The organism is Kitasatospora sp. NPDC101801, from assembly GCF_044766665.1.
In the GTDB taxonomy this organism is placed as follows: domain Bacteria; phylum Actinomycetota; class Actinomycetes; order Streptomycetales; family Streptomycetaceae; genus Kitasatospora.
The window spans coordinates 1-18,620 of record NZ_JBIWML010000068.1 but is presented as its reverse complement, the minus strand read 5'-3'; the positions used below and the strand labels follow the sequence as shown (position 1 = coordinate 18,620).

Genomic DNA, 18,620 nt, shown 5'->3' with positions numbered 1-18,620 from the left:
AACCCGGAAGCTAAGCCTCATAGCGCCGATGGTACTGCAGGGGGGACCCTGTGGGAGAGTAGGACGCCGCCGAACAATCATTCACAGAAAGCCCCGCCGGGTAACCGGCGGGGCTTTCTGCATTTCCGGAGCGGAATCCGTTGCCTGTTGCCTCGGCGTTCCGTCCACGGCACACTGACCCGTCATGGGCGGTGACCGAGGGCACGAGGCGGAGAGCGACTTCCGGGCGTTCTACGAGGGTGCGTACGGTCAGCTGGTCGCTCACCTCTATGCCCTGACCGGTGATCTCGGTGACGCCCAGGACGCCGCGCAGGAGGCGTTCGTGCGGGCCTGGAGTCACTGGGGCCGACTGAGCGGGTACGAGAACCCGGTGGCCTGGGTGCGGTTGACCGGGCAGCGGATCGCGATCAGTCGGTGGCGGCGGGCCAGGTCGGCGCTGCGGAGTTGGGTGCGGCACGGCGAGGGGAGTCCGTTGCCGGGGCCCGGGCCGGAGTCGGTGGCGTTGGTGGAGGCGTTGCGGCGGCTGCCGGAGGCGCAGCGGTCGGCGTTGGTGCTGCACCACATGGGGGGCCGGGCGGTGGCCGAGATCGCGGCCGAGGAGGGCGTCCCGGTCGGGACGGTGAAGGCGCGGCTGCACCGTGGGCGGCAGGCGCTGGCCGAACTGCTGGGCGAGGAGGAGGGCGAGGGCGGTCTGCAACTGCCGCTCCGTCAGCCGGCCGCCCCCGCGGGCCCGGCGGCCAGGAGACAGCCGTCCCCGAAGCCGGGCCGGGCGGATCCGCGGCCCGAGCCGGCCCCCCGGCAGGCTGTCGCGCAGGCCACCGCCGAGAACGCCCGGTCGGTACCGGAGCAACGGGCCGCCCGGGAGCACGACGTGAAGAGGACGCTGAGCGCTCGTGGTTGAGAGGATGACGATCGCCATGGATGACCAGGATCGTCCGGCCATCACCACCGCGCGGTTGGACGGTCTGTTCGACGGCCTGCGCGGTGAGTTGAGCGGGCTCCAGGCCCCCGAGTCCGAGCAGCTGGTCGGCCGGGCGGTGCGCCGCCGTCGCCGACGGCGGGTCGAACTCACGCTGGCCGCCGGGATGTTGGTTTCGGCGGGAGTGTGGGGGATGGCCCGGGCGTCGGGCGGTGGCGGCGGCATCGCGGTCGATCTGGTGGGACCGCCGACGCGGACCATCACGCCGACCCTGGTGCTGCCCGGTCCGGCGGACATGGGTGGCGTGGTGGAGACGGCGATGCCGGTGGACGCGGGGGGCGGTGGACTGCTGTTCGCCCGTGAACAGTTGCCGGTGAGTGCGGGCCGGTACGGGCCGTGGGGGTCGCAGCTGGTGGAGGCTTCGGCGTTCGCGATGCCCGAGCTCCAGGGGTGTGTGCCGGAACTGGTGGACTCGCTGGGGGCCTTGCGCCGTTGGGAGTTGGTCCACGGGGATGTCGGTCGGGCCGATGTGACGGCAGTGCAGTACCTGCTGGAGTTCGAGGCGGAGTCGCAGGCGGCGCAGGCGGCAGCCCGGTTGGTCGGCACGGTGGAGTGCGCGGCGCTGGACTGGCCGACGGGGGAGCGGACCGACCGGGGGGCGGCGTTGGGTTCGACCAGGCGTCCGGGCCGGGTGGAGGAGTTCACCACGCGGCTGAGCGGCCGTCAGCTGGGGGTGCTGATGGTGCAGTACCGGTCCGAGCAGCCGACCGGGGCCGTGGTGGTGGACCCGGAGTTCCGGGCGGCGGCGGAGCGGTTCGGCGTGGTCGGGTCGGAGGCCGTCGGCGCGGATCCTACGGGGTCGGGACGGTCCGGTGCGGCGAGTCGGGGCCTGACCGGGGGGACCGGCCCGGGCTGACGGCAGGATCCTCGGAAGTTTTCCGGATTTCGATGCAACCCCGCTCCGCCCTGCCGCGTGTCTCCTATGAGCCGACGGCCGGGTGGCGATCATCCGGTCCAGGCCAGGTGGGTGCTGTGGGGAACAGGGGACTCCACAGCACCCACGTCCGTACCTGCCCGGCCGGGGTTTCTTCCGGCGGGGGAACATTCGTTGACCCGGCTCCGTGGCGCTGGAACGCTGAGGGACGTGAGCCGAGCCGTGAGCCTTGTGGGCCGCCTGCACGTCGATCTCCGACGGCACGCGAGCGCGATCTGTGCCGTCTGTCGCTGACGACGACGCACCACCCCGCCACGCCCGGCCACCGTTCTCCCGGCGCCCTGTGAAGCCGAACCGCTGATCGCGTACCCGCGTCCGCCCGTTGCCCGGGCGGGCCGGTCAACGACCCCTAAGCCCGTCGACCGCATCGGCGGTCGGGCGTTCCCTGCTGCCCGCAAAGGACCACATCCCCATGGCCTCGATCACCTCCAGGCGCAAGTTCCTCGCACTGGCCGCCGTCGGCGCGGCGTCCGCCGCCTGCGGCCGGGCCACCGCCGACGGGGGCCCGGGTGGGCAGGAGACCAGGAAGCTCCGCTACCAGGGCTGGGCCGGACAGGTCACCCTGCCCGAACTGGCCGAGGACCTGGGCTACTTCGGTGAGGTGAAGCTGGAGTGGGTGGGCAACACGATCAGCGGTCCGCAGGACATCCAGTCGGCGGCCACCGGCCAGACCGACTTCGGCGGTGCGTTCAACGGCGCGGTGGTGAAGCTGATCGCGGCCGGTGCTCCGGTGAAGGCGGTGATCAGCTACTACGGCGTGGACGAGTTCACCTACAGCGGCTACTACGTGCTGGCCGACAGCCCGATCCGGTCGGCCCGGGACCTGCAGGGCAAGAAGGTCGGGATGAACACGCTGGGCGCGCACAGCGAGGCGATGCTCGACATCTACCTGCAGCGCAACGGGCTGTCGGCGGCCGAGATCGCCAAGGTGGAGCCGATCGTGATCCCGCCGGTGAACGGCGAGCAGACGCTGCGTCAGAAGCAGATCGAGGTCTCGGTGCTGGGCGGCGTCCTGCGGGACAAGGCGCTGGCGGGGGGCGGGATCCGGCCGCTGTTCAGCGACTTCGACCTGCTCGGCAAGTTCAGTGCGGGCACCTTCGTGCTGACCAACCGCTTCCTCAAGCAGAACCCGGAGACCTCCCGGATCTTCGTCACCGGTGTGGCCAGGGCGATCGAGTGGGCCAGGTCCACGCCCCGCGAGCAGGTGATCGCCCGCAGCACCGAGATCATCAAGAAGCGGGGCCGGAACGAGGACGTCGCCTCCCTCCAGTACTGGCGCTCCACCGGTGTGGCGGAGACCGGGGGACGGGTCAACGACCAGGAGTTCCAGCTCTGGATCGACTGGCTGGTCGCGCACGGCGACATCAAGGCGGGCCAGGTCAGGCCGGCCGATCTCTACACCAACGAGTTCAACAAGTACGGGGGTTGAGAGCATGACCAGTCGGATCAGCTTCGAGCAGGTGACCAAGACCTTCCCGATCAAGGACGGAACCGAGTTCACCGCGTTGGACCGGGTGGAACTCGACGTCGCCGCAGGTGAGTTCGTGGTGATCGTCGGACCGAGCGGTTGCGGCAAGTCGACCCTGCTGGACCTGGCGGCCGGCCTGACCAGGCCGACCGGGGGCCGGATCCTGCTGGACGGCCGCCCGGTGACCGGGCCGGGGCTGGACCGCAGCGTGGTGTTCCAGCAGTACGCGCTGCTGCCGTGGCGGACCGCTCAGGGCAACGTCGAGTTCGGACTGGAGGCGACCGGGGTGCCACGCCGGCAGCGGGCGGCGCTGGCCCGGGAGTACCTCGGTCTGGTCGGGCTGACCGGTTTCGAGGACCGGCATCCGCATGAGCTGTCCGGCGGGATGAAGCAGCGGGTGGCGATCGCCCGCAGCCTGGCGTACGACCCGGGGGTGCTGCTGATGGACGAGCCGTTCGCGGCGCTGGACGCGCAGACCAGGGAGCTGCTCCAGGACGAGTTGCTGCGGATCTGGGAGCGCACCGGCAAGACCGTCGTGTTCATCACGCACGGCATCGAGGAGGCGGTCTACCTCGGTGGGCGGGTGGCGGTGCTGACCTCCAGGCCCGGCCGGGTGAAGGAGGTGGTGCCGATCGACCTGGGGGAGCGGACCAAGGCGCAGGACCTGCGCTCCGCCCCGGAGTTCGCCCGGTACCGGCACGAGATCTGGAACCTGCTGCACGACGAGGTCAGCCGGGCCCAGCAGTTGGAGCGAGAGGTGGTCCACGCATGAGCACCGACATGAGCACCGACCTACGACCCGCGCCCCCGGTCAGCCGGCCGACTCCGAAGGCGCTCCTCCCGGCGCGCCGCCCGTCCCGGCTGCCGGGGTTGCTGTTCACCGCCGTCACCAAGTCGGTGGCGATCGCGCTGCTGCTGGTGCTCTGGGAGCTGGCGCCGCGCCTCGACCTGGTGGACCGGACCTTCCTGCCGCCGGTCAGTGAGGTGCTGGACGCCTGGCTCGGCCTGCTGGACAGCGGCCAGCTGGCGGTCAACACCTGGGCCAGCCTGGGCCGTTCACTCAGCGGCTTCGGCCTGGCGGTGGTGATCGGGGTGCCGCTCGGGCTGCTGATCGGCTGGTACCGCCCGGTGGCGAACCTGCTCAGTCCGCTGCTCGAACTCTTCCGCAACACCGCCGCGTTGGCGCTGCTGCCGGTCTTCGTGCTGATCCTCGGGATCGGCGAGACCTCGAAGATCTCGATCGTGCTGTACGCCTGCCTGTGGCCGATCCTGCTGAACACCATCAGCGCCGTGCGCAGCGTCGACCCGACCCTGCTGCGGCTGGCCCGGTCGCTGGACCTGTCGCCGGTGAGGCTGTTCCAGAAGGTGATCCTGCCCGCCTCGGTGCCGGTGGTGTTCACCGGGATCCGGCTGGCGGGGGCGGTCTCGATCCTGGTGCTGGTGGCGGCCGAGATGGTCGGGGCCAAGGCCGGGCTGGGCTACCTGATCAACGCTTCGCAGTACAACTTCGCGATCCCGCAGATGTACGCGGGCATCGTCACGATCTCCGTCATCGGGGTGGCCTTCAACCAACTGCTGGTCTGGTTGGAGCGCCGGTTCACCGCCTGGCGGGCCCCGCTCAACAGCTGAGGAGAGAGCCGTGCAGGAGATGGGTACGGATGTCCTGGTGGTGGGCGGCGGCCCGGCCGCCACCTGGGCCGCACTGGACGCGGCCCGGGCGGGCGCGGACGTGGTCCTCGCCGACAAGGGCTACTGCGGGACCAGCGGCGCAACCGCCGCCGGTGGTACGGGAGTCTGGTACGTCGAGCCCGAACCGGCGGCGCGCGAGGCCGCGATGGCCAGCCGGGAGGCGCTGGGCGGTTACCTGGCCGACCGGCGCTGGATGGGCCGGGTGCTGGACCGGACCTACGCCAACATCAACGAGCTGGCGGAGAACCGGGGTTACCCGTTCCCGACCGGTCCGGACGGACGGCAGCTGCGGAACGGTCTGCAGGGACCCGAGTACATGCGTCGGATGCGGGTGCGGGTGAAGCGCGCGGGCGTCCGGATGCTCGACCACAGCCCGGTGACCGAACTGCTCGCCGCCGCCGACGGATCGGTGGCCGGTGCGGCCGGTTACCGGCGGCAGGAGGGCCACGGCTATCTGGTCCGGGCCGGGGCGGTGGTGCTGGCCACGGGTGGCTGCGCGTTCCTGAGCAAGGCGCTGGGCACCGACACCAACACCGGGGACGGCGCGCTGTTCGCGGCCGAGCTGGGTGCGGAGCTGTCCGGGATGGAGTTCTCCAACGCGTACGGCATCGCGCCCGAGCACACCTCGGTGACCAAGACCGCGTTCTACTCCTTCGCCACCTTCTACCGGGAGGACGGTGCGGAGTTGGCGGGTGCGGCCAGCCAGGGTGGGCGTTCGGTGATCGCGCGGGAGCTGCTGATCGGCAAGGTGTACTGCCGGCTGGACCGGGCGGACCACGCGGCCCGGGCGGCGATGCGGCTGGCCCAGCCGAACTTCTTCCTGACCTTCGACCGGCTCGGCGTCGACCCGTTCACCGAGCGGTTCGCCGTCACGCTGATCGCCGAGGGCACGGTGCGCGGCACCGGAGGCATCCGGATCGTCGGCGACGACTGCCGCACCACGGTGCCCGGCCTGTACGCGGCCGGGGACGCGGCCACCCGGGAGGAGATCTGCGGTGGCTTCACCGGCGGCGGCAGCCACAACGCGGCCTGGGCGATGTCCTCGGGCAGCTGGGCCGGGCGCGGCGCGGCCGGGTACGCGCTGGCGCTGGGGGCCGGCGCGGCCCGACGTCGCGTCACCCCGGCCGGGGGCGCGGGGCTGCGGCCGCTCGGTTCGCCGGACACCGACCCGCGCGAGGTGATCCGCACGGTGCAGGGCGAGGTGCTCCCGTACGACAAGAACTACCTGCGGCACGGTGCGGTGCTGACCGAGGCGCTGGGCGTGCTGGACGACGCCTGGACGCGGCTGCGGGACGGACTGCACGGCACCGGCCGGGAGGCCGTACTGGCCCGGCAGGCCGCCGCGTTGGCCGCCAATGCCCGCTGGATGTACCGCTCGGCGCTGGCCAGGACGGAGAGCCGGGGGATGGCCAGGCGGCTGGACTTCCCCGGGCAGGACGCGGCCCAGCACCACCGGATCGTCTCCGGGGGTCTGGACCGGGTCTGGACCCGGCCGCTGACGGCGGTGCCGGCGTGATCGAACTGGTCTCGTCGGAGCGCTGCATCAGCTGCGACAAGTGCATCAGGGTCTGCCCCACGGACGTCTTCGACCGCGGCCCCGACGGCCTCCCGGTGATCGCCAGGCAGAGCGACTGCCAGACCTGCTTCCAGTGCGAGGCGAACTGCCCGACGGACGCCCTGTTCGTCGCCCCGTACACCCACCCGCAGCCACCGCCGGACGAGCGCGAACTCACCGAGTCCGGCCTGCTGGGCAGTTACCGGGCCCAGATCGGCTGGGGCCGGGGCCGTACCCCGGGCGCGCTGCGCGCGGTCGGACCGGCGTTCGGCCCCACCCCGATCACTTCCTGAACACCCGTCAAGAGGGGACACGAGTCATGAGCCTGGAGATCCACAAGGTCGGTGGCCGGATCGGCGCCGAGATCACCGGAGTCGACACCTCGCGGCCGCTGGACGCGGACACCGTGGGCCGGCTGAACGAGGCCCTGGTCGCGCACAAGGCGCTGTTCTTCCGGGAACAGCACCTGGACGACGAGGGACAGCTGCGGTTCGCCGCCAACTTCGGCACGCTGACCACGGCGCACCCCACCGTCCCGTCCCTGGCAGGGCAGCCGAGCGTGCTGCCGGTGGACAGCGAGGACGGCGGCCGGGCCAACCGCTGGCACACCGACGTCACCTTCGTCCGGACCCCGCCGAAGGCCAGTACGTTGCGCGCGCTGGTGGTGCCGCCCTACGGCGGCAACACGCTGATCGCCGACTCCCAGGCGGCGTACCGGGATCTGCCCGAGGCGCTGCGCGAGCTGGCCGACCGACTGTGGGCGGTGCACACCAACGACTACGACTACGCGCAGGGCAAGGAGCTGGACGAGGCGGACGCCGAGCGCCGGCGGGTCTTCACGGCCGTCAAGTACCGCACCGCCCACCCGGTGGTCCGGGTGCACCCGGAGAGCGGTGAACGCGGTCTGTTCGTCGGCGGGTTCGCGCAGAGCATCCTCGGTCTGCCGTCCGCCGAGTCGCACGACCTGCTGCGCAGTCTGCAGGCGTACGTGACCCGGCCGGAGAACGTGGTGCGCTGGCGCTGGTCGGTCGGCGACCTGGTGCTGTTCGACAACCGCGCGACCCAGCACTACGCGCCGGACGACTACGACGACCTGCCGCGCAGGCTGCACCGGGTGACGGTGGCGGGGGACGTGCCGGTCGGGGTGAGCGGGGAGTCCAGTTACCTGATCGAGGGGGACGAGGCTCCGCACTACACGTCCTGATCCGACGTCGAAGGGGCACCCACCAACCGGCGGGTGCCCCTTCGACGTCGGATCAGGAGTAGCGGCCGGCCGGGCGGGGCAGGCCGTAGTGCTCGCGCAGGGTGCGGCCGGTGTAGCCCTCGCGGAACAGGCCGCGCTTGCGCAGGATCGGCAGCACCTGCTCGACGAAGTCGGTCAGGCCGTCGGGCAGGATCGGCGGCATGATGTTGAAGCCGTCGGCGGCGCCCTGGGTGAACCAGGTCTCGATGTGGTCGGCGAGCTGTTCGGGGGTGCCGACCACCACCTGGTGGCCGCGTCCGCCGCCGAGCCGGCCGACCAGTTGACGCAGGGTCAGCCGGTCGCGTTCGGCCAGGTCGCGGATCAGCTCGAACCGGCTCTTGGCGCCGTTGATCTCGGCCACCGGGGGCAGTGGCGGCAGCGGTTCGTCCAGCGGGTGGTCGGTCAGGTCGACGCCGAGCACGGTGGAGAGCACGCCCACCGCGCGGGCCGGGTTGATCAGGTCGTCCAGTTCGCGGTCGAGGCGGTGGGCCTCCTCCTCGGTGGAGCCGAGCACCGGCACCACGCCGGGTAGCACCACGAGCTGCTCGGGGGCCCGGCCGAAGCCGGCCGCCTGCCGCTTGAGGTCGGCGTAGAAGGACTGCCCCTCGGCCAGGGTCTGCTGCGCGGTGAACACCGCCTCGGCCCAACGGGCCGCGAAGGACCGGCCGTTGTCGGAGGAGCCGGCCTGCACCAGCAGCGGGTGGCCCTGCGGCGGGCGGGGGATGTTCAGCGGCCCGCGGACCTGGAAGTGCTCGCCGACGTGGTCGATCTCGTGCACCCGTCCGGCGTCGGCGAAGACGCCGGTGGCCCGGTCCAGGGTGAGCGCACCGTCCTCCCAGCTGTCCCAGAGCGCGGTGACCACGTCGAGGAACTCGGCGGCCCGCTGGTAGCGGACGCCGTGCTCCTGGTTGGCGGAGCGGCTGAAGTTCTGCGCGGAGCGCTCCCCGGCCGAGGTGACGATGTTCCAGCCGGCCCGGCCGTGGCTGATGTGGTCCAGCGAGGCGAACTGCCGGGCCAGGTTGTAGGGCTCGCTGAAGCCGGTGGAGACGGTGCCGATCAGGCCGATCCGCTCGGTCACCACGGCCAGCGCGGTGAGCAGCGTGAACGGTTCGAAGTGGCTGATCAGGCCCCAGCCGCCGTCCGAGCGGGCCTCCACGCCGTCGGCCAGGAAGACCGAGTCGAAGGAGGCCGCCTCGGCGGCCTTGGCCAGCTGCTGGAAGTGCGTGATGTCGGCGGCCCGGTGCGGGTCGGTGCGCGGGTGTCGCCAGGCCGCCTCGTGGTGGCCGACGCCCATCAGGAAGAGGTTGAAGTGCAACTGCCGTTCGGCTTGGGGCATGGCGAGGTGCTCCGGTTCCGGAGGAGTGATCGGGGGATCCTCCCATTCTCCGGTGGGGCGGGGGAGTCGACAACGATCCGCCCACCGGGGGAATTAATCCGGCGTTACGAACTGCGGGCGGTGCGCAGCTCCATCGGCCGCTGGTACGCGCTGTCCAGCACGCCCGCGCAGGCTGCCACGGCGAGCACGTCCGTCCCGAACGAGGCGGCCGTCACCAGCTGTCCCGGCTGCACCGCGCCGTGCCGGCCGACCTGTTCGTACAGGTAGCGGGCCAGTTCCGGACGGACCGTCAGCCCGGCTTCGCTGACCACCAGGACCTCGGGGTTGAGCACGTTGAGCAGCAGTGCGGCGGCCGGGGCGGCCAGTCGCAGGCGCTCCTTGATCAGGGCCACGGCCCGTTCGTCGCCGGCCCGGGTGAGGGCCAGCAGGAGTTCGAAGTCCGGTGCGGGGATGATGCCTTGGGCGTGTGCGCGGCGGGCGACGGTGCGTTCGGAGACGGTGGCCTGGAGGCAGCCGGTGCGGCCGCAGACGCAGGGCTCGGTGGAGCCGGGTACCGGCAGGTGGCCGACGTTGCCGGCCCGGTCGCGGCGGCCGCGCAGCACGGTGCCGCCGGTCGCGAAGGCGGCGTCGACCACGTTGCCTACGAAGAGCTGGACGAGTTCGGTGGAACCGGTGCCCGCGCCGAACAGCAGCTCGGCCACGGCCAGTGCCCGGGCGTGGCTGTCGACGTGCACCGGCAGCCGGGTGGCGCGGGCGAGTTCGGCCCGGACGGGGACGTCCCGCCAGCCGAGCGGGCCGTGCTCGACCACGGTGCCGCGTTCGGAGTCGACCCAGCCGCCGGTGACCACGCCGAGGCCGAGCAGCGAGCGTCCGGCGGCCCGGCGGGCCAGGAAGGCCGGCAGGTGGTCCCGGATGTCGGACAGCACGGCGGCGGCGTCGCCCCGGCGGGGCAGCCGCTCGTGCGCGAGCACCCGGCCGCGCAGGTCGAGCAGCGCGAAGGTGAGGAAGGGGACGCCGATGTGCACCCCGCAGGCGAGGTGGTGGCGGCTGTCCACGTCGAGCGGCAGCTGCGGCCGGCCGGCCCGGGGCGGTCCGTCCGGCGCGGGCAGTTCGCGGACCAGGCCGAGGCCGATCAGGTCGGTGGTGTGCCGGGAGACGGCCGCCGGGCTGAGCCCGGTGACCCGTCCGACGGCGCTCCGGGCCAGCGGTCCGGCGGCCAGGACGGCGCGCAGCACCGCCCCGGCGCCGCCGCCCTCGGCGGGCTGCGGCGCCCGGGCCGGCGTGGGGGGAGCGACCAGAGAGAGCATGCGGTCGATGCTCCCAGCAGGGTGTTGCACGGGCGTGGCGGCGGCGTGACGGGGCCCGGGTGCCGTCAAGAGCTCGCTAAGACTGGTCGTACGTGTCACCTGATCAGCGGATTCCCGGCCGGGCGGCCGTACGCTCGGGAGAGACGAACAGGTGTCCGGGGGCGTGGCCCACCGGCCTGACCAAGAATGGTGCGCATGGCACGCGGCAGGTTGCGGATCTACCTCGGGGCTGCACCCGGCGTCGGCAAGACGTACGCGATGCTCGCCGAGGCGCACCGGCGGGTGCTGCGCGGCACCGACGTGGTGGTCGGCTTCGTCGAGCACCACGGGCGGGACCGGACCGAGGAGCTGATCGAGGGTCTGGAGCCGGTGCCGCGCCGGGAGCTGACGTACCGGGGGGTGACCCTGGGCGAGCTGGACCTGGACGCGGTGCTGCGCCGGCGGCCCGCCGTCGCGCTGGTGGACGAGCTGGCCCACACCAACGTGCCGGGCAGCCGTAACGCCAAGCGCTGGCAGGACGTCGAGGAGCTGCTGGCGGCCGGGATCGACGTGGTGTCGACCGTCAACATCCAGCACCTGGAGTCGCTCGGCGACGTGGTCGAGGGCATCACCGGGGTCCGCCAGCGGGAGACCGTGCCGGACGAGGTGGTCCGGCGGGCCGACCAGATCGAGCTGGTCGACATGTCGCCCCAGGCGCTGCGGCGTCGGCTGGCGCACGGCAACGTCTACCCGCCGGACCGGATCGACGCCTCGCTGGCGAACTACTTCCGGCCCGGCAATCTCACCGCGCTGCGCGAGCTGGCGCTGCTGTGGACCGCCGACCGGGTGGACGAGTACCTCCAGCGCTACCGGGCCGAGCACGGCATCGAGGGCACCTGGCAGGCCCGGGAGCGGATCGTGGTCGGCCTGACCGGCGGTCCGGAGGGTGCCACCCTGGTCCGGCGGGCGGCCCGGATCGCCGACCGGGCCTCCGGCGGTGAGCTGCTCGCGGTGCACATCGCCCGCTCGGACGGGCTGGCCGGACAGAGCGGCTCCCCGCAGATCCTGATCGAGCAGCGGGCGCTCACCGAGAGCCTCGGCGGGAGCTTCCACACCGTGCTCGGCGACGACCCGGCGGCGGCCCTGCTGGACTTCGCCCGCGGGGTGAACGCCACCCAGATCGTGCTCGGCAGCAGCCGCCGCCGGGCCTGGCAGTACCTGTACGGCCCCGGGGTGGGGGCCACCGTCACCCGGGAGAGCGGTGACATCGACGTGCACACGGTCACCCACGAGCAGGTCGCGATGGGCCGGGGCCGGGTGCCCCGCCGCAAGGTCACCGACCTGGGCCGGACCAGGACGGTGCTGGGCTGGCTGATCGGGGTCGGCGGCCCGCCGCTGCTCACCCTGCTGCTGACCCAGGTGCACGGCCTCGGGCTCTCCACCGACATGCTGCTCTTCCTCAGCCTGACCGTGTGCGCGGCGCTGGTCGGCGGGCTGTTCCCGGCGATCGCCTCCGCCCTGGTCAGCTCCTCGGCGCTGAACTACTACTTCGCGCCGCCGATCCACACCTTCACCATCTCCGAGCCGCAGAACATCCTGGCGGTGGCGATCTTCACGGCGGTCGGCATCGCGGTCGCCTCGGTGGTCGACCTGGCCGCCAGGCGCACCCAGCAGGCCGCCCGGGGCCAGGCCGAGGCCCAGTCGCTGAGCGCGCTGGCCGGCACCGTGCTGCGCGGCGCCCCGGGCGGCGACGGCCTGCTCACCGCGCTGCTGGACCAGGTCAGGGAGACCTTCCAGCAGGACTCCGCCGCCCTGCTGGAACGGGCCGACGACCACGCACCGTGGCAGGCGGCGGCCGCCCGCGGCCCGCACCCGCCGGCCCGGCCGGAGGACGGCGACGTGGACGTGCCGGTCGGCGACCACCTCGCCCTGGTGCTGCGCGGCCGGGTGCTGCCCGCCGCCGACCGCCGCCTGCTCGGCGCGTACGCGGCCCAGGGCGCGGCCCTGCTGGAGCGCCGCAGACTGGCCGGGGAGGCCGCCGCCGCCCGCCGGGAGGCCGAGGGCAACCGGATCAGGACCGCCCTGCTGGCCGCCGTCTCGCACGACCTGCGCACCCCGCTGGCCGGGATCAAGGCGGCGGTCACCTCGCTGCGCGCGGACGACGTGGAGTGGAGCCCGGAGGACGAGGCCGAGCTGCTGGAGGGCATCGAGACCGGGGCCGACCGGCTGGACCACCTGATCAACAACCTGCTGGACATGAGCCGCCTGCAGACCGGCACGGTGGCCCCGCTGATCCGCGACACCGACTTGGACGAGGTGGTCCCGTACGCGCTCGGCGGGGTGCCGCCGGGCTCGGTCCGGCTCGACGTGCCGGAGTCGCTCGCCATGGTGCGGGCCGACGGCGGGCTGCTGGAGCGGGCGCTGGCCAACCTGGTGGAGAACGCCGTCAAGTACAGCTCCGACGTGCTGGTGCGGGCCGCCGTGATCGACCGCCCGGGCGCCGCCCGGCAGGTCGAGGTGCGGATAGTGGACCGTGGCCCCGGTGTGCCGGAGGACGCCAAGGAGCGGATCTTCGCTCCGTTCCAGCGGTACGGCGACGCCCCGCGCGGCGCGGGCGTCGGGCTCGGCCTGGCCGTGGCCCGCGGCTTCGTCGAGGCGATGGGCGGCACCCTGGCCGCCGAGGACACCCCCGGCGGCGGGCTGACCATGGTGGTCGTGCTGCCCGCCGCCGTACCCGAACCCACTCCTGACGGAAAGGCGGAGCCCGTATGACCCGGGTCCTCGTCGTGGACGACGAACCGCAGATCGTCCGCGCCCTGGTGATCAACCTCAAGGCCCGGAAGTACGAGGTGGACGCCGCCCATGACGGCGCGTCGGCCCTGGAGCTGGCCGCTGCCCGGCACCCCGACGTGGTGCTGCTCGACCTCGGCCTGCCGGACCTGGACGGGGTCGACGTGATCCGCGGTCTGCGCGGCTGGACCAGGGTGCCGATCATCGTGCTGTCCGCCCGGCACAGCTCGGACGAGAAGGTCGAGGCGCTGGACGCCGGGGCCGACGACTACGTCACCAAGCCGTTCGGCATGGACGAGCTGCTGGCCCGGATGCGGGCCGCGATCCGGCGGGCCGAACCGGTGGTCGGCGGGGACGAGTCGACCGTGGTGACCGAGGGCTTCACGGTCGACCTGGCCGCCAAGAAGGTCAACCGGGACGGCACCGACGTCCGCCTCACCCCGACCGAGTGGCACCTCCTGGAGGTCCTGGTCCGCAACGCCGGCCGACTGGTCAGCCAGACTCAGCTGCTGCAGGAGGTCTGGGGCCCGGCCTACCGCACCGAGACCAACTACCTGCGGGTCTACCTGGCGCAACTGCGCCGCAAACTGGAGACGGACCCGAGCCGGCCCAGGCACTTCATCACCGAGCCCGGCATGGGCTACCGCTTCGAGCCCTGACAGCCCGGCGGGCCCCGCCAATGGTGGTGGGCTGAGAGCGGTGCCCGGCTTGGTCTTCGCCGTGAGGTCCCCGCCGGAGGCGGTGGGTGTGGTCGTTCGGTGGGCTGAGAGCGGTGCCCGGCTCGGTGTTCACCGTGAGGTCCTCGCCGGAGGTGGCGGGTGTGGTCGTTCGGTGGGCTGAGACCGGTGCCCGGCTCGGTCTTCGCCGCGAGGTCCCCGCCGGAGGCGGCTTGGACTGACGTTCGGTGAGCTGAAACCGGTACCCTTCCGACATGAGTGGTGACAACAGCAGCGAGCAGCCGCAGGGCCGGTTCCGCCGCATGATCAGCCGCCTCACCTCCTCCTCCGAGGAGCTGGACGCGGAAGAGCTGCGGCAGGACACGGCGGAGTCGGGCTGCACTCCGATCGCCAGCTGCGGGGACCGTGAGATGGTCACCGTGGCCGGGACCCTGCGGACCGTTACCCTCCGCCCCCGGGCCGGGGTCCCCGCCCTGGAGGCCGAGCTCTTCGACGGCAGTGACGCGCTGGACGTGGTGTGGCTCGGCCGCCGTTCGATCATCGGTATAGAGCCGGGCCGTCGGCTCATCGCCACCGGCCGGATCAGTCACGCACGCGGGCGCCGCGTGCTGTTCAACCCCCGCTACGAACTGCGTCCGGCCGGACACGGGAGCGAGTGAGTGTGACCAACCTGCCCGGCGGCGACCCCGCCGCCCAGCTCGACCTGGCCCAGCCCGTTCCCGCCGCCCTGACGGCGGAGCAGGAGCGGGCCGGGCGCGAGGCCGCCTCGAAGGAGGCGGCCGACACGGTGCTGAAGGCCTTCGGCGGCGTCCGGGGCATGATCGACATGACCCTGCCCGGTCTGCTCTTCATCATCACCTTCAACATCACCCACGAGGTGGCCCCGGCCGCCTGGGCGGCGCTCGGGCTGAGCCTGCTGTTCGTGGTGGTCCGGCTGTTCCGCCGGGAGACCGTCCAGCACGCCTTCAGCGGTGTGTTCGGGGTCGCCCTGGGCGCCTGGATCTCGATGAAGACCGGCAAGGCGGAGAACTTCTACCTGCCCGGCCTGCTCTGGAACGTCGGCTACTGCGTGAGCCTGGCGGTCTCCGCCCTGGTCCGCTGGCCGCTGATCGGGGTGATGCTCGGCCCGATCACCGGCGAGATGTTCACCTGGCGCAAGCAGAACCCGGACCGGCTGGCCGCGTACACCAAGGCCACCTGGGCCTGGGTGGTGATCATGGGCATCAAGCCGCTGATCCTCTTCCCGCTCTACTTCACCGGGAACGTCAACCTGCTCGGCTGGCTGAAGGTCGCGCTGGGCATCCCGCCGCTGCTGCTGGCCATGTACGTGACCTGGCAGATCCTGCTCAAGGCCCCGCCGCCGATCAAGGCGGAGGTCGACGAGGACGAGCAGGCCGAAGAACCGAAGTGACGCCGAAGGGCCCCACCGCAGTGGGGCCCTTCGTCCGTTCGCGTTCCGTTCCCGCTACTGGGCGCCGGAGCCGGCCGAGAGGAGCTCCTCGAGCTCCTCCTCGCGCTCCTGGGCCGCCACGAAGAGCAGCTCGTCGCCGCCCTCCAGGGTGTCGTCCTTGCCCGGCACCAGCACCCGGCCCTCGCGGATGATGGTCACCAGCGCGGTGTCCGGCGGCCAGGCGACGTCCCCGACCCGGGTACCGACCAGCTCGGTGTCGGCCGCCAGGGTCAGCTCGACCAGGTTGGCGTTGCCCTGGCTGAACCGCATCAGCCGGACCAGGTCGCCGACACTGACGGCCTCCTCGACCAGCGCGGACATCAGGCGCGGGGTGGAGACGGCGACGTCCACGCCCCAGGACTCGTTGAACAGCCACTCGTTCTTCGGGTTGTTCACCCGGGCGACCACCCGGGGCACCCCGTACTCGGTCTTGGCCAGCAGCGACACGACCATGTTGACCTTGTCGTCACCGGTGGCGGCGATCACCACGTGGCAGCGCTGCAGGGCGGCCTCGTCCAGCGAGGTGATCTCGCAGGCGTCGGCCAGCAGCCACTCGGCCATCGGGACCCGCTCCACCGAGATGGAGTTCGGGTTCTTGTCGATCAGCAGGACGTCGTGGCCGTTCTCCAGCAGCTCGCCCGCGATCGAACGGCCGACCGCGCCGGCTCCGGCAATGGCGACTCTCATCAGTGCTCATCCTCCTGCGGGCCCTGCGCGAACGCGGCCTCGACGGTGACCAGGTCGGCCCGGCGCAGCATCACGTGCACCAGGTCGCCCTCCTGGACGACGAGTTGAGGGGTCGGCAGGACGCCCTCGCCCAGCCGGGTGAGGAACGCGATCCGGGCCCCGGACGCCTCCTCCAGCGCGGTCAGCTTGTGGCCGACCCAGGACGGCGCGTACGCCACCTCGGCCAGCTGCACGCCGCCGCTCGGGTCCTGCCAGAGCGGTTCGCCGCCGCTGGGCAGCAGCCGGCGCAGCATCTGGTCGGCGGTCCACCGGACGGTGGCCACGGTCGGGATGCCCAGGCGCTGGTAGACCTCGGCGCGACGGGGGTCGTAGATCCGGGCCGCGACGTTCTCCACGCCGAAGTTCTCCCGGGCGACCCGGGCGGCGATGATGTTGGAGTTGTCACCGCTGGAGACCGCGGCGAACGCCCCGGCCTCCTCGATCCCGGCCTCGCGCAGGGTGTCCTGGTCGAAGCCGACCCCGGTCACCCGCCGGCCGTTGAAGTGCGAGCCGAGCCGCCGGAAGGCGGTCGGGTCCTGGTCGACCACGGCGACCGAGTGACCCTGTTTCTCGAGTGCGCGCGCGAGGGCCGAACCCACTCGGCCGCAGCCCATGATGACGATGTGCATCCGGTCCTACCTCTGCCCTATCTGTAGGCCCGTGACCTGCATGTTCATCGTCTCCAGTCCTTCCGCGCCCGTTCGCCGGGCAACATCTAGGCAACGTAACCCGCTGCGAGGGCTGCGGGGCAACACGGTTGTTGCCCGCGAACTCATCATCCGACACGCTAGCCGGTCCGCCGAACGCAAGGTCGAGTACCGTCCGGGTTCGTGCCTCGGACTCCGGGTACAGGTGACCGTACGTGTCCATCGTGACCTTGATGGAACTGTGCCCCATCCGCTTCTGGATCACCTTGGGCGACTCGCCGCCGTCGATCAGCAGCGAAGCGTAGGTGTGCCTGAGCTGGTACGGGATCGTCCCTTCGGGTAGTCCGGCCAGTTCCACCGCCGGACGCCACACACGGGAGAGCGAGCCCCGGTTGTAGGCCCGGTCGGTCTCGGTGGCGAATACAAGACCGTGTACCCCCGGGTACGCCTTCCGGTGGCGCCGCAGAGCCACCAAGACGGTCCACGGCAGTGGGAGAGTCCGGTAGCCAGCCTTCGACTTCGGGGGCCCGAACCGGGGTGACCCGTCGGCCCGCTCCGACCCGGTGAGCTGACGGTCCACCTTGAGCGTGCCAGCGTCCAGGTCGATCCGATCCCACGTCAGGCCCAGCAGTTCGGAGGTTCGCAGGCCCGTACCGGCCTGGACAATCGGCCACGCCTTCATGTGGCCGGGCAGGGCTTCCGACAGGGCCTCTACCTCGTCCACGGTGAGCGGGACGACTTCCTCGTTCTCACAGTCCGGCAGCTGGATTCGTACGACTGGGTTCCGGCCGATCAGCCCATCGTGGACAGCCTCCTCCATGAGGTTCCTGAAGGTGTCGTGAACCAATCGCACCGAGGCCGCGCCGAGTACCTCGGTCAGCGCGTTCATCAGGTCCTGTACGTGCTGCCGCTGGATCTTGTTGATGGCCCAGGCCCCGAGGGTCGGGAAGACATGCAGTTCGAGACGGCTGCGGTAGTTGTCGAACGTGCGCTTCTTTCGGGTGGCCTTCACCGTTCCGAGCCACCGTTCGCCGAAGCTCTGGAGGGTCACCTTTCCCGCGTGGGGGTCGGTGTAGGTGCTGCCGTTGAGCTGTTGCTCAATCTCAGCCTTGAACTCCTGGGCCGCAGCGTGGTGCCCCGTGCGGTTGCCCTGCACCTGTTTGGGACGGTCACCCGGCTTGAACGTCTTCGACTTCTGCGCGCCCGACGGGTCACGCCACATCACGCGATAGGAGTAGTCGGCCTTTCCCTTGGTGCTGGTGTTGAGCTTGCGCTTCTGTATGGATGCCACGTCCTACCGCTCCCCCTGCGCGTTCTGCCACTCAGCGAGCAGGGCGTTCGCCTTGGCCGTGAGCTGCCTGCCGTCCCACAGCCCAAGTTCCTTGGCCCGCTTGATCCGCTCCGACATCGTGGCCTTCCCGATGCCCAATCGGCCGGCCAGCTCTCCCTGTGGGGCGGTGGTTCCCGTGCGCCTCATGCGGGCCAACTCCCCAACCAGCAGGGCGTAATCAAGGTCAGTCCGGCATCGCGCCGGTACGGGCAGAGGGCCCCGGTCCTCCATCTCCAGCACCCAGCTGTCCTCTTGCGCGAGCAGCGCCGCACGGGCCTGGGCCTTGATCTCAGCGAAGGGGATCTGCCGCAGGAGCGCGGCGGGGATGCCGTCCGTCTCCACAGCCTGGGCCATGCCCCTGTCGATCTCCTCGTCCGAGCCTCCGACTGCCAGCCGAACAGAGAGCTCTGTCGGGCTGAACCGCCCCGGGTTCGATAGAGATCTCAGATTATGGTTGTGACCTGCGGTTTTGTGGTGGTGAGGTAGTAGGTTTTCTCGTACTCGACGGGC

The 18,620-nt window shown here is 71.7% G+C and carries 18 protein-coding genes, 1 rRNA gene and 1 pseudogene; 14 read left to right on the top strand and 6 right to left on the bottom strand.

Annotated features, from left to right (window positions below):
- The 10 genes from rrf to ACIRPK_RS35615 form a co-directional block, all read left to right on the top strand.
- Window positions 1-75 (top strand): 5S ribosomal RNA (gene rrf / locus ACIRPK_RS35660); the annotation flags it as partial.
- Window positions 76-184: 109 nt separating this feature from the next.
- Window positions 185-901, top strand: a complete 717-nt coding sequence (locus tag ACIRPK_RS35655; protein ID WP_403046781.1) for a SigE family RNA polymerase sigma factor — start codon at window positions 185-187, stop codon at window positions 899-901.
- Window positions 902-917: 16 nt separating this feature from the next.
- Window positions 918-1,835: a hypothetical protein gene (locus tag ACIRPK_RS35650; RefSeq protein WP_403046779.1), complete on the top strand. Its 918-nt coding sequence runs from the start codon at window positions 918-920 to the stop codon at window positions 1,833-1,835.
- 66 nt (window positions 1,836-1,901) lie between these two features.
- Entirely contained in the window at window positions 1,902-2,147 is a 246-nt protein-coding gene (locus ACIRPK_RS35645) for a putative leader peptide (protein WP_403046776.1), read from the top strand.
- A 178-nt stretch (window positions 2,148-2,325) separates the two neighbouring features.
- A complete protein-coding gene (locus tag ACIRPK_RS35640; protein ID WP_403046773.1) occupies window positions 2,326-3,342 on the top strand; it encodes an ABC transporter substrate-binding protein in 1,017 nt (338 codons plus the stop codon).
- Between the two features lie 4 nt (window positions 3,343-3,346).
- Entirely contained in the window at window positions 3,347-4,153 is an 807-nt protein-coding gene (locus ACIRPK_RS35635; protein WP_403046770.1) for an ABC transporter ATP-binding protein, read from the top strand.
- Window positions 4,150-5,010 (top strand): ABC transporter permease, encoded by an 861-nt coding sequence (locus tag ACIRPK_RS35630; protein WP_403046768.1) that lies wholly within the window; start codon window positions 4,150-4,152, stop codon window positions 5,008-5,010. Before ACIRPK_RS35635 ends, ACIRPK_RS35630 begins: the two co-directional genes overlap by 4 nt.
- 19 nt (window positions 5,011-5,029) lie before the next feature.
- A complete protein-coding gene (locus tag ACIRPK_RS35625) occupies window positions 5,030-6,586 on the top strand; it encodes an FAD-dependent oxidoreductase (protein WP_403046783.1) in 1,557 nt (518 codons plus the stop codon).
- Window positions 6,583-6,918: a 4Fe-4S binding protein gene (locus ACIRPK_RS35620; RefSeq protein ID WP_403046765.1), complete on the top strand. Its 336-nt coding sequence runs from the start codon at window positions 6,583-6,585 to the stop codon at window positions 6,916-6,918. The genes ACIRPK_RS35625 and ACIRPK_RS35620 overlap by 4 nt, the downstream gene beginning before the upstream one ends.
- 26 nt (window positions 6,919-6,944) lie before the next feature.
- Window positions 6,945-7,829, top strand: coding sequence for a TauD/TfdA dioxygenase family protein (locus tag ACIRPK_RS35615; protein WP_403046762.1), 885 nt, complete (start codon window positions 6,945-6,947; stop codon window positions 7,827-7,829).
- Between the two features lie 52 nt (window positions 7,830-7,881).
- Here the strand turns inward: ACIRPK_RS35615 and ACIRPK_RS35610 are convergent, their stop codons facing one another.
- Window positions 7,882-9,204: an LLM class flavin-dependent oxidoreductase gene (locus ACIRPK_RS35610; protein WP_403046760.1), complete on the bottom strand. Its 1,323-nt coding sequence runs from the start codon at window positions 9,202-9,204 to the stop codon at window positions 7,882-7,884.
- Between the two features lie 104 nt (window positions 9,205-9,308).
- Window positions 9,309-10,511 (bottom strand): ROK family protein, encoded by a 1,203-nt coding sequence (locus ACIRPK_RS35605; RefSeq protein WP_403046757.1) that lies wholly within the window; start codon window positions 10,509-10,511, stop codon window positions 9,309-9,311.
- Window positions 10,512-10,706: 195 nt separating this feature from the next.
- On the opposite strand from ACIRPK_RS35605, the gene ACIRPK_RS35600 reads away from it, so the two are divergent.
- From ACIRPK_RS35600 to ACIRPK_RS35585, 4 genes are all read left to right on the top strand, one after another.
- Window positions 10,707-13,262 carry a DUF4118 domain-containing protein gene (locus tag ACIRPK_RS35600; RefSeq protein ID WP_403046754.1) on the top strand — a complete coding sequence of 852 codons (2,556 nt, stop codon included), beginning with the start codon at window positions 10,707-10,709 and terminating at the stop codon, window positions 13,260-13,262.
- Window positions 13,259-13,939: a response regulator gene (locus tag ACIRPK_RS35595; RefSeq protein ID WP_403046751.1), complete on the top strand. Its 681-nt coding sequence runs from the start codon at window positions 13,259-13,261 to the stop codon at window positions 13,937-13,939. The genes ACIRPK_RS35600 and ACIRPK_RS35595 overlap by 4 nt, the downstream gene beginning before the upstream one ends.
- Before the next feature lie 272 nt (window positions 13,940-14,211).
- Complete coding sequence (locus tag ACIRPK_RS35590) at window positions 14,212-14,616, top strand: OB-fold nucleic acid binding domain-containing protein (protein WP_403046748.1); 405 nt, start codon at window positions 14,212-14,214, stop codon at window positions 14,614-14,616.
- Between the two features lie 2 nt (window positions 14,617-14,618).
- Window positions 14,619-15,368, top strand: a complete 750-nt coding sequence (locus ACIRPK_RS35585; protein ID WP_403046746.1) for a DUF3159 domain-containing protein — start codon at window positions 14,619-14,621, stop codon at window positions 15,366-15,368.
- 54 nt (window positions 15,369-15,422) lie between these two features.
- On the opposite strand, the gene ACIRPK_RS35580 is transcribed toward ACIRPK_RS35585, so the two are convergent.
- The 4 genes and pseudogenes from ACIRPK_RS35580 to ACIRPK_RS35565 all read right to left on the bottom strand — a co-directional run bounded on the left by ACIRPK_RS35580 (window position 15,423) and on the right by ACIRPK_RS35565 (window position 18,464).
- Window positions 15,423-16,094 carry a potassium channel family protein gene (locus ACIRPK_RS35580; RefSeq protein WP_403046743.1) on the bottom strand — a complete coding sequence of 224 codons (672 nt, stop codon included), beginning with the start codon at window positions 16,092-16,094 and terminating at the stop codon, window positions 15,423-15,425.
- The gene (locus ACIRPK_RS35575; protein WP_403046741.1) at window positions 16,094-16,762 is read right to left on the bottom strand and encodes a potassium channel family protein; all 669 of its coding nucleotides are present in this window, start codon (window positions 16,760-16,762) and stop codon (window positions 16,094-16,096) included. Before ACIRPK_RS35575 ends, ACIRPK_RS35580 begins: the two co-directional genes overlap by 1 nt.
- A gap of 226 nt (window positions 16,763-16,988) precedes the next feature.
- Window positions 16,989-18,002, bottom strand: a pseudogene (locus ACIRPK_RS35570) (tyrosine-type recombinase/integrase); the annotation flags it as partial.
- A 72-nt stretch (window positions 18,003-18,074) separates the two neighbouring features.
- Window positions 18,075-18,464, bottom strand: a complete 390-nt coding sequence (locus tag ACIRPK_RS35565; protein WP_403046738.1) for a hypothetical protein — start codon at window positions 18,462-18,464, stop codon at window positions 18,075-18,077.
- Window positions 18,465-18,620 lie beyond the last annotated feature (156 nt).

Bases quoted from the DNA above. Each gene is read 5' to 3' on its own strand.
- ACIRPK_RS35650 (WP_403046779.1), top strand. From the start codon at position 918: ATGGATGACCAGGATCGTCCGGCCATCACCACCGCGCGGTTGGACGGT.
- ACIRPK_RS35630 (WP_403046768.1), top strand. From the start codon at position 4,150: ATGAGCACCGACATGAGCACCGACCTACGACCCGCGCCCCCGGTCAGC.
- ACIRPK_RS35635 (WP_403046770.1), top strand. From the start codon at position 3,347: ATGACCAGTCGGATCAGCTTCGAGCAGGTGACCAAGACCTTCCCGATC.
- ACIRPK_RS35625 (WP_403046783.1), top strand. From the start codon at position 5,030: ATGGGTACGGATGTCCTGGTGGTGGGCGGCGGCCCGGCCGCCACCTGG.
- ACIRPK_RS35600 (WP_403046754.1), top strand. From the start codon at position 10,707: ATGGCACGCGGCAGGTTGCGGATCTACCTCGGGGCTGCACCCGGCGTC.
- ACIRPK_RS35645 (WP_403046776.1), top strand. From the start codon at position 1,902: ATGAGCCGACGGCCGGGTGGCGATCATCCGGTCCAGGCCAGGTGGGTG.
- ACIRPK_RS35640 (WP_403046773.1), top strand. From the start codon at position 2,326: ATGGCCTCGATCACCTCCAGGCGCAAGTTCCTCGCACTGGCCGCCGTC.
- ACIRPK_RS35575 (WP_403046741.1), bottom strand. From the start codon at position 16,762: ATGCACATCGTCATCATGGGCTGCGGCCGAGTGGGTTCGGCCCTCGCG.
- ACIRPK_RS35580 (WP_403046743.1), bottom strand. From the start codon at position 16,094: ATGAGAGTCGCCATTGCCGGAGCCGGCGCGGTCGGCCGTTCGATCGCG.
- ACIRPK_RS35610 (WP_403046760.1), bottom strand. From the start codon at position 9,204: ATGCCCCAAGCCGAACGGCAGTTGCACTTCAACCTCTTCCTGATGGGC.
- ACIRPK_RS35655 (WP_403046781.1), top strand. From the start codon at position 185: ATGGGCGGTGACCGAGGGCACGAGGCGGAGAGCGACTTCCGGGCGTTC.
- ACIRPK_RS35605 (WP_403046757.1), bottom strand. From the start codon at position 10,511: ATGCTCTCTCTGGTCGCTCCCCCCACGCCGGCCCGGGCGCCGCAGCCC.
- ACIRPK_RS35590 (WP_403046748.1), top strand. From the start codon at position 14,212: ATGAGTGGTGACAACAGCAGCGAGCAGCCGCAGGGCCGGTTCCGCCGC.
- ACIRPK_RS35565 (WP_403046738.1), bottom strand. From the start codon at position 18,464: ATGGCCCAGGCTGTGGAGACGGACGGCATCCCCGCCGCGCTCCTGCGG.
- ACIRPK_RS35615 (WP_403046762.1), top strand. From the start codon at position 6,945: ATGAGCCTGGAGATCCACAAGGTCGGTGGCCGGATCGGCGCCGAGATC.
- ACIRPK_RS35595 (WP_403046751.1), top strand. From the start codon at position 13,259: ATGACCCGGGTCCTCGTCGTGGACGACGAACCGCAGATCGTCCGCGCC.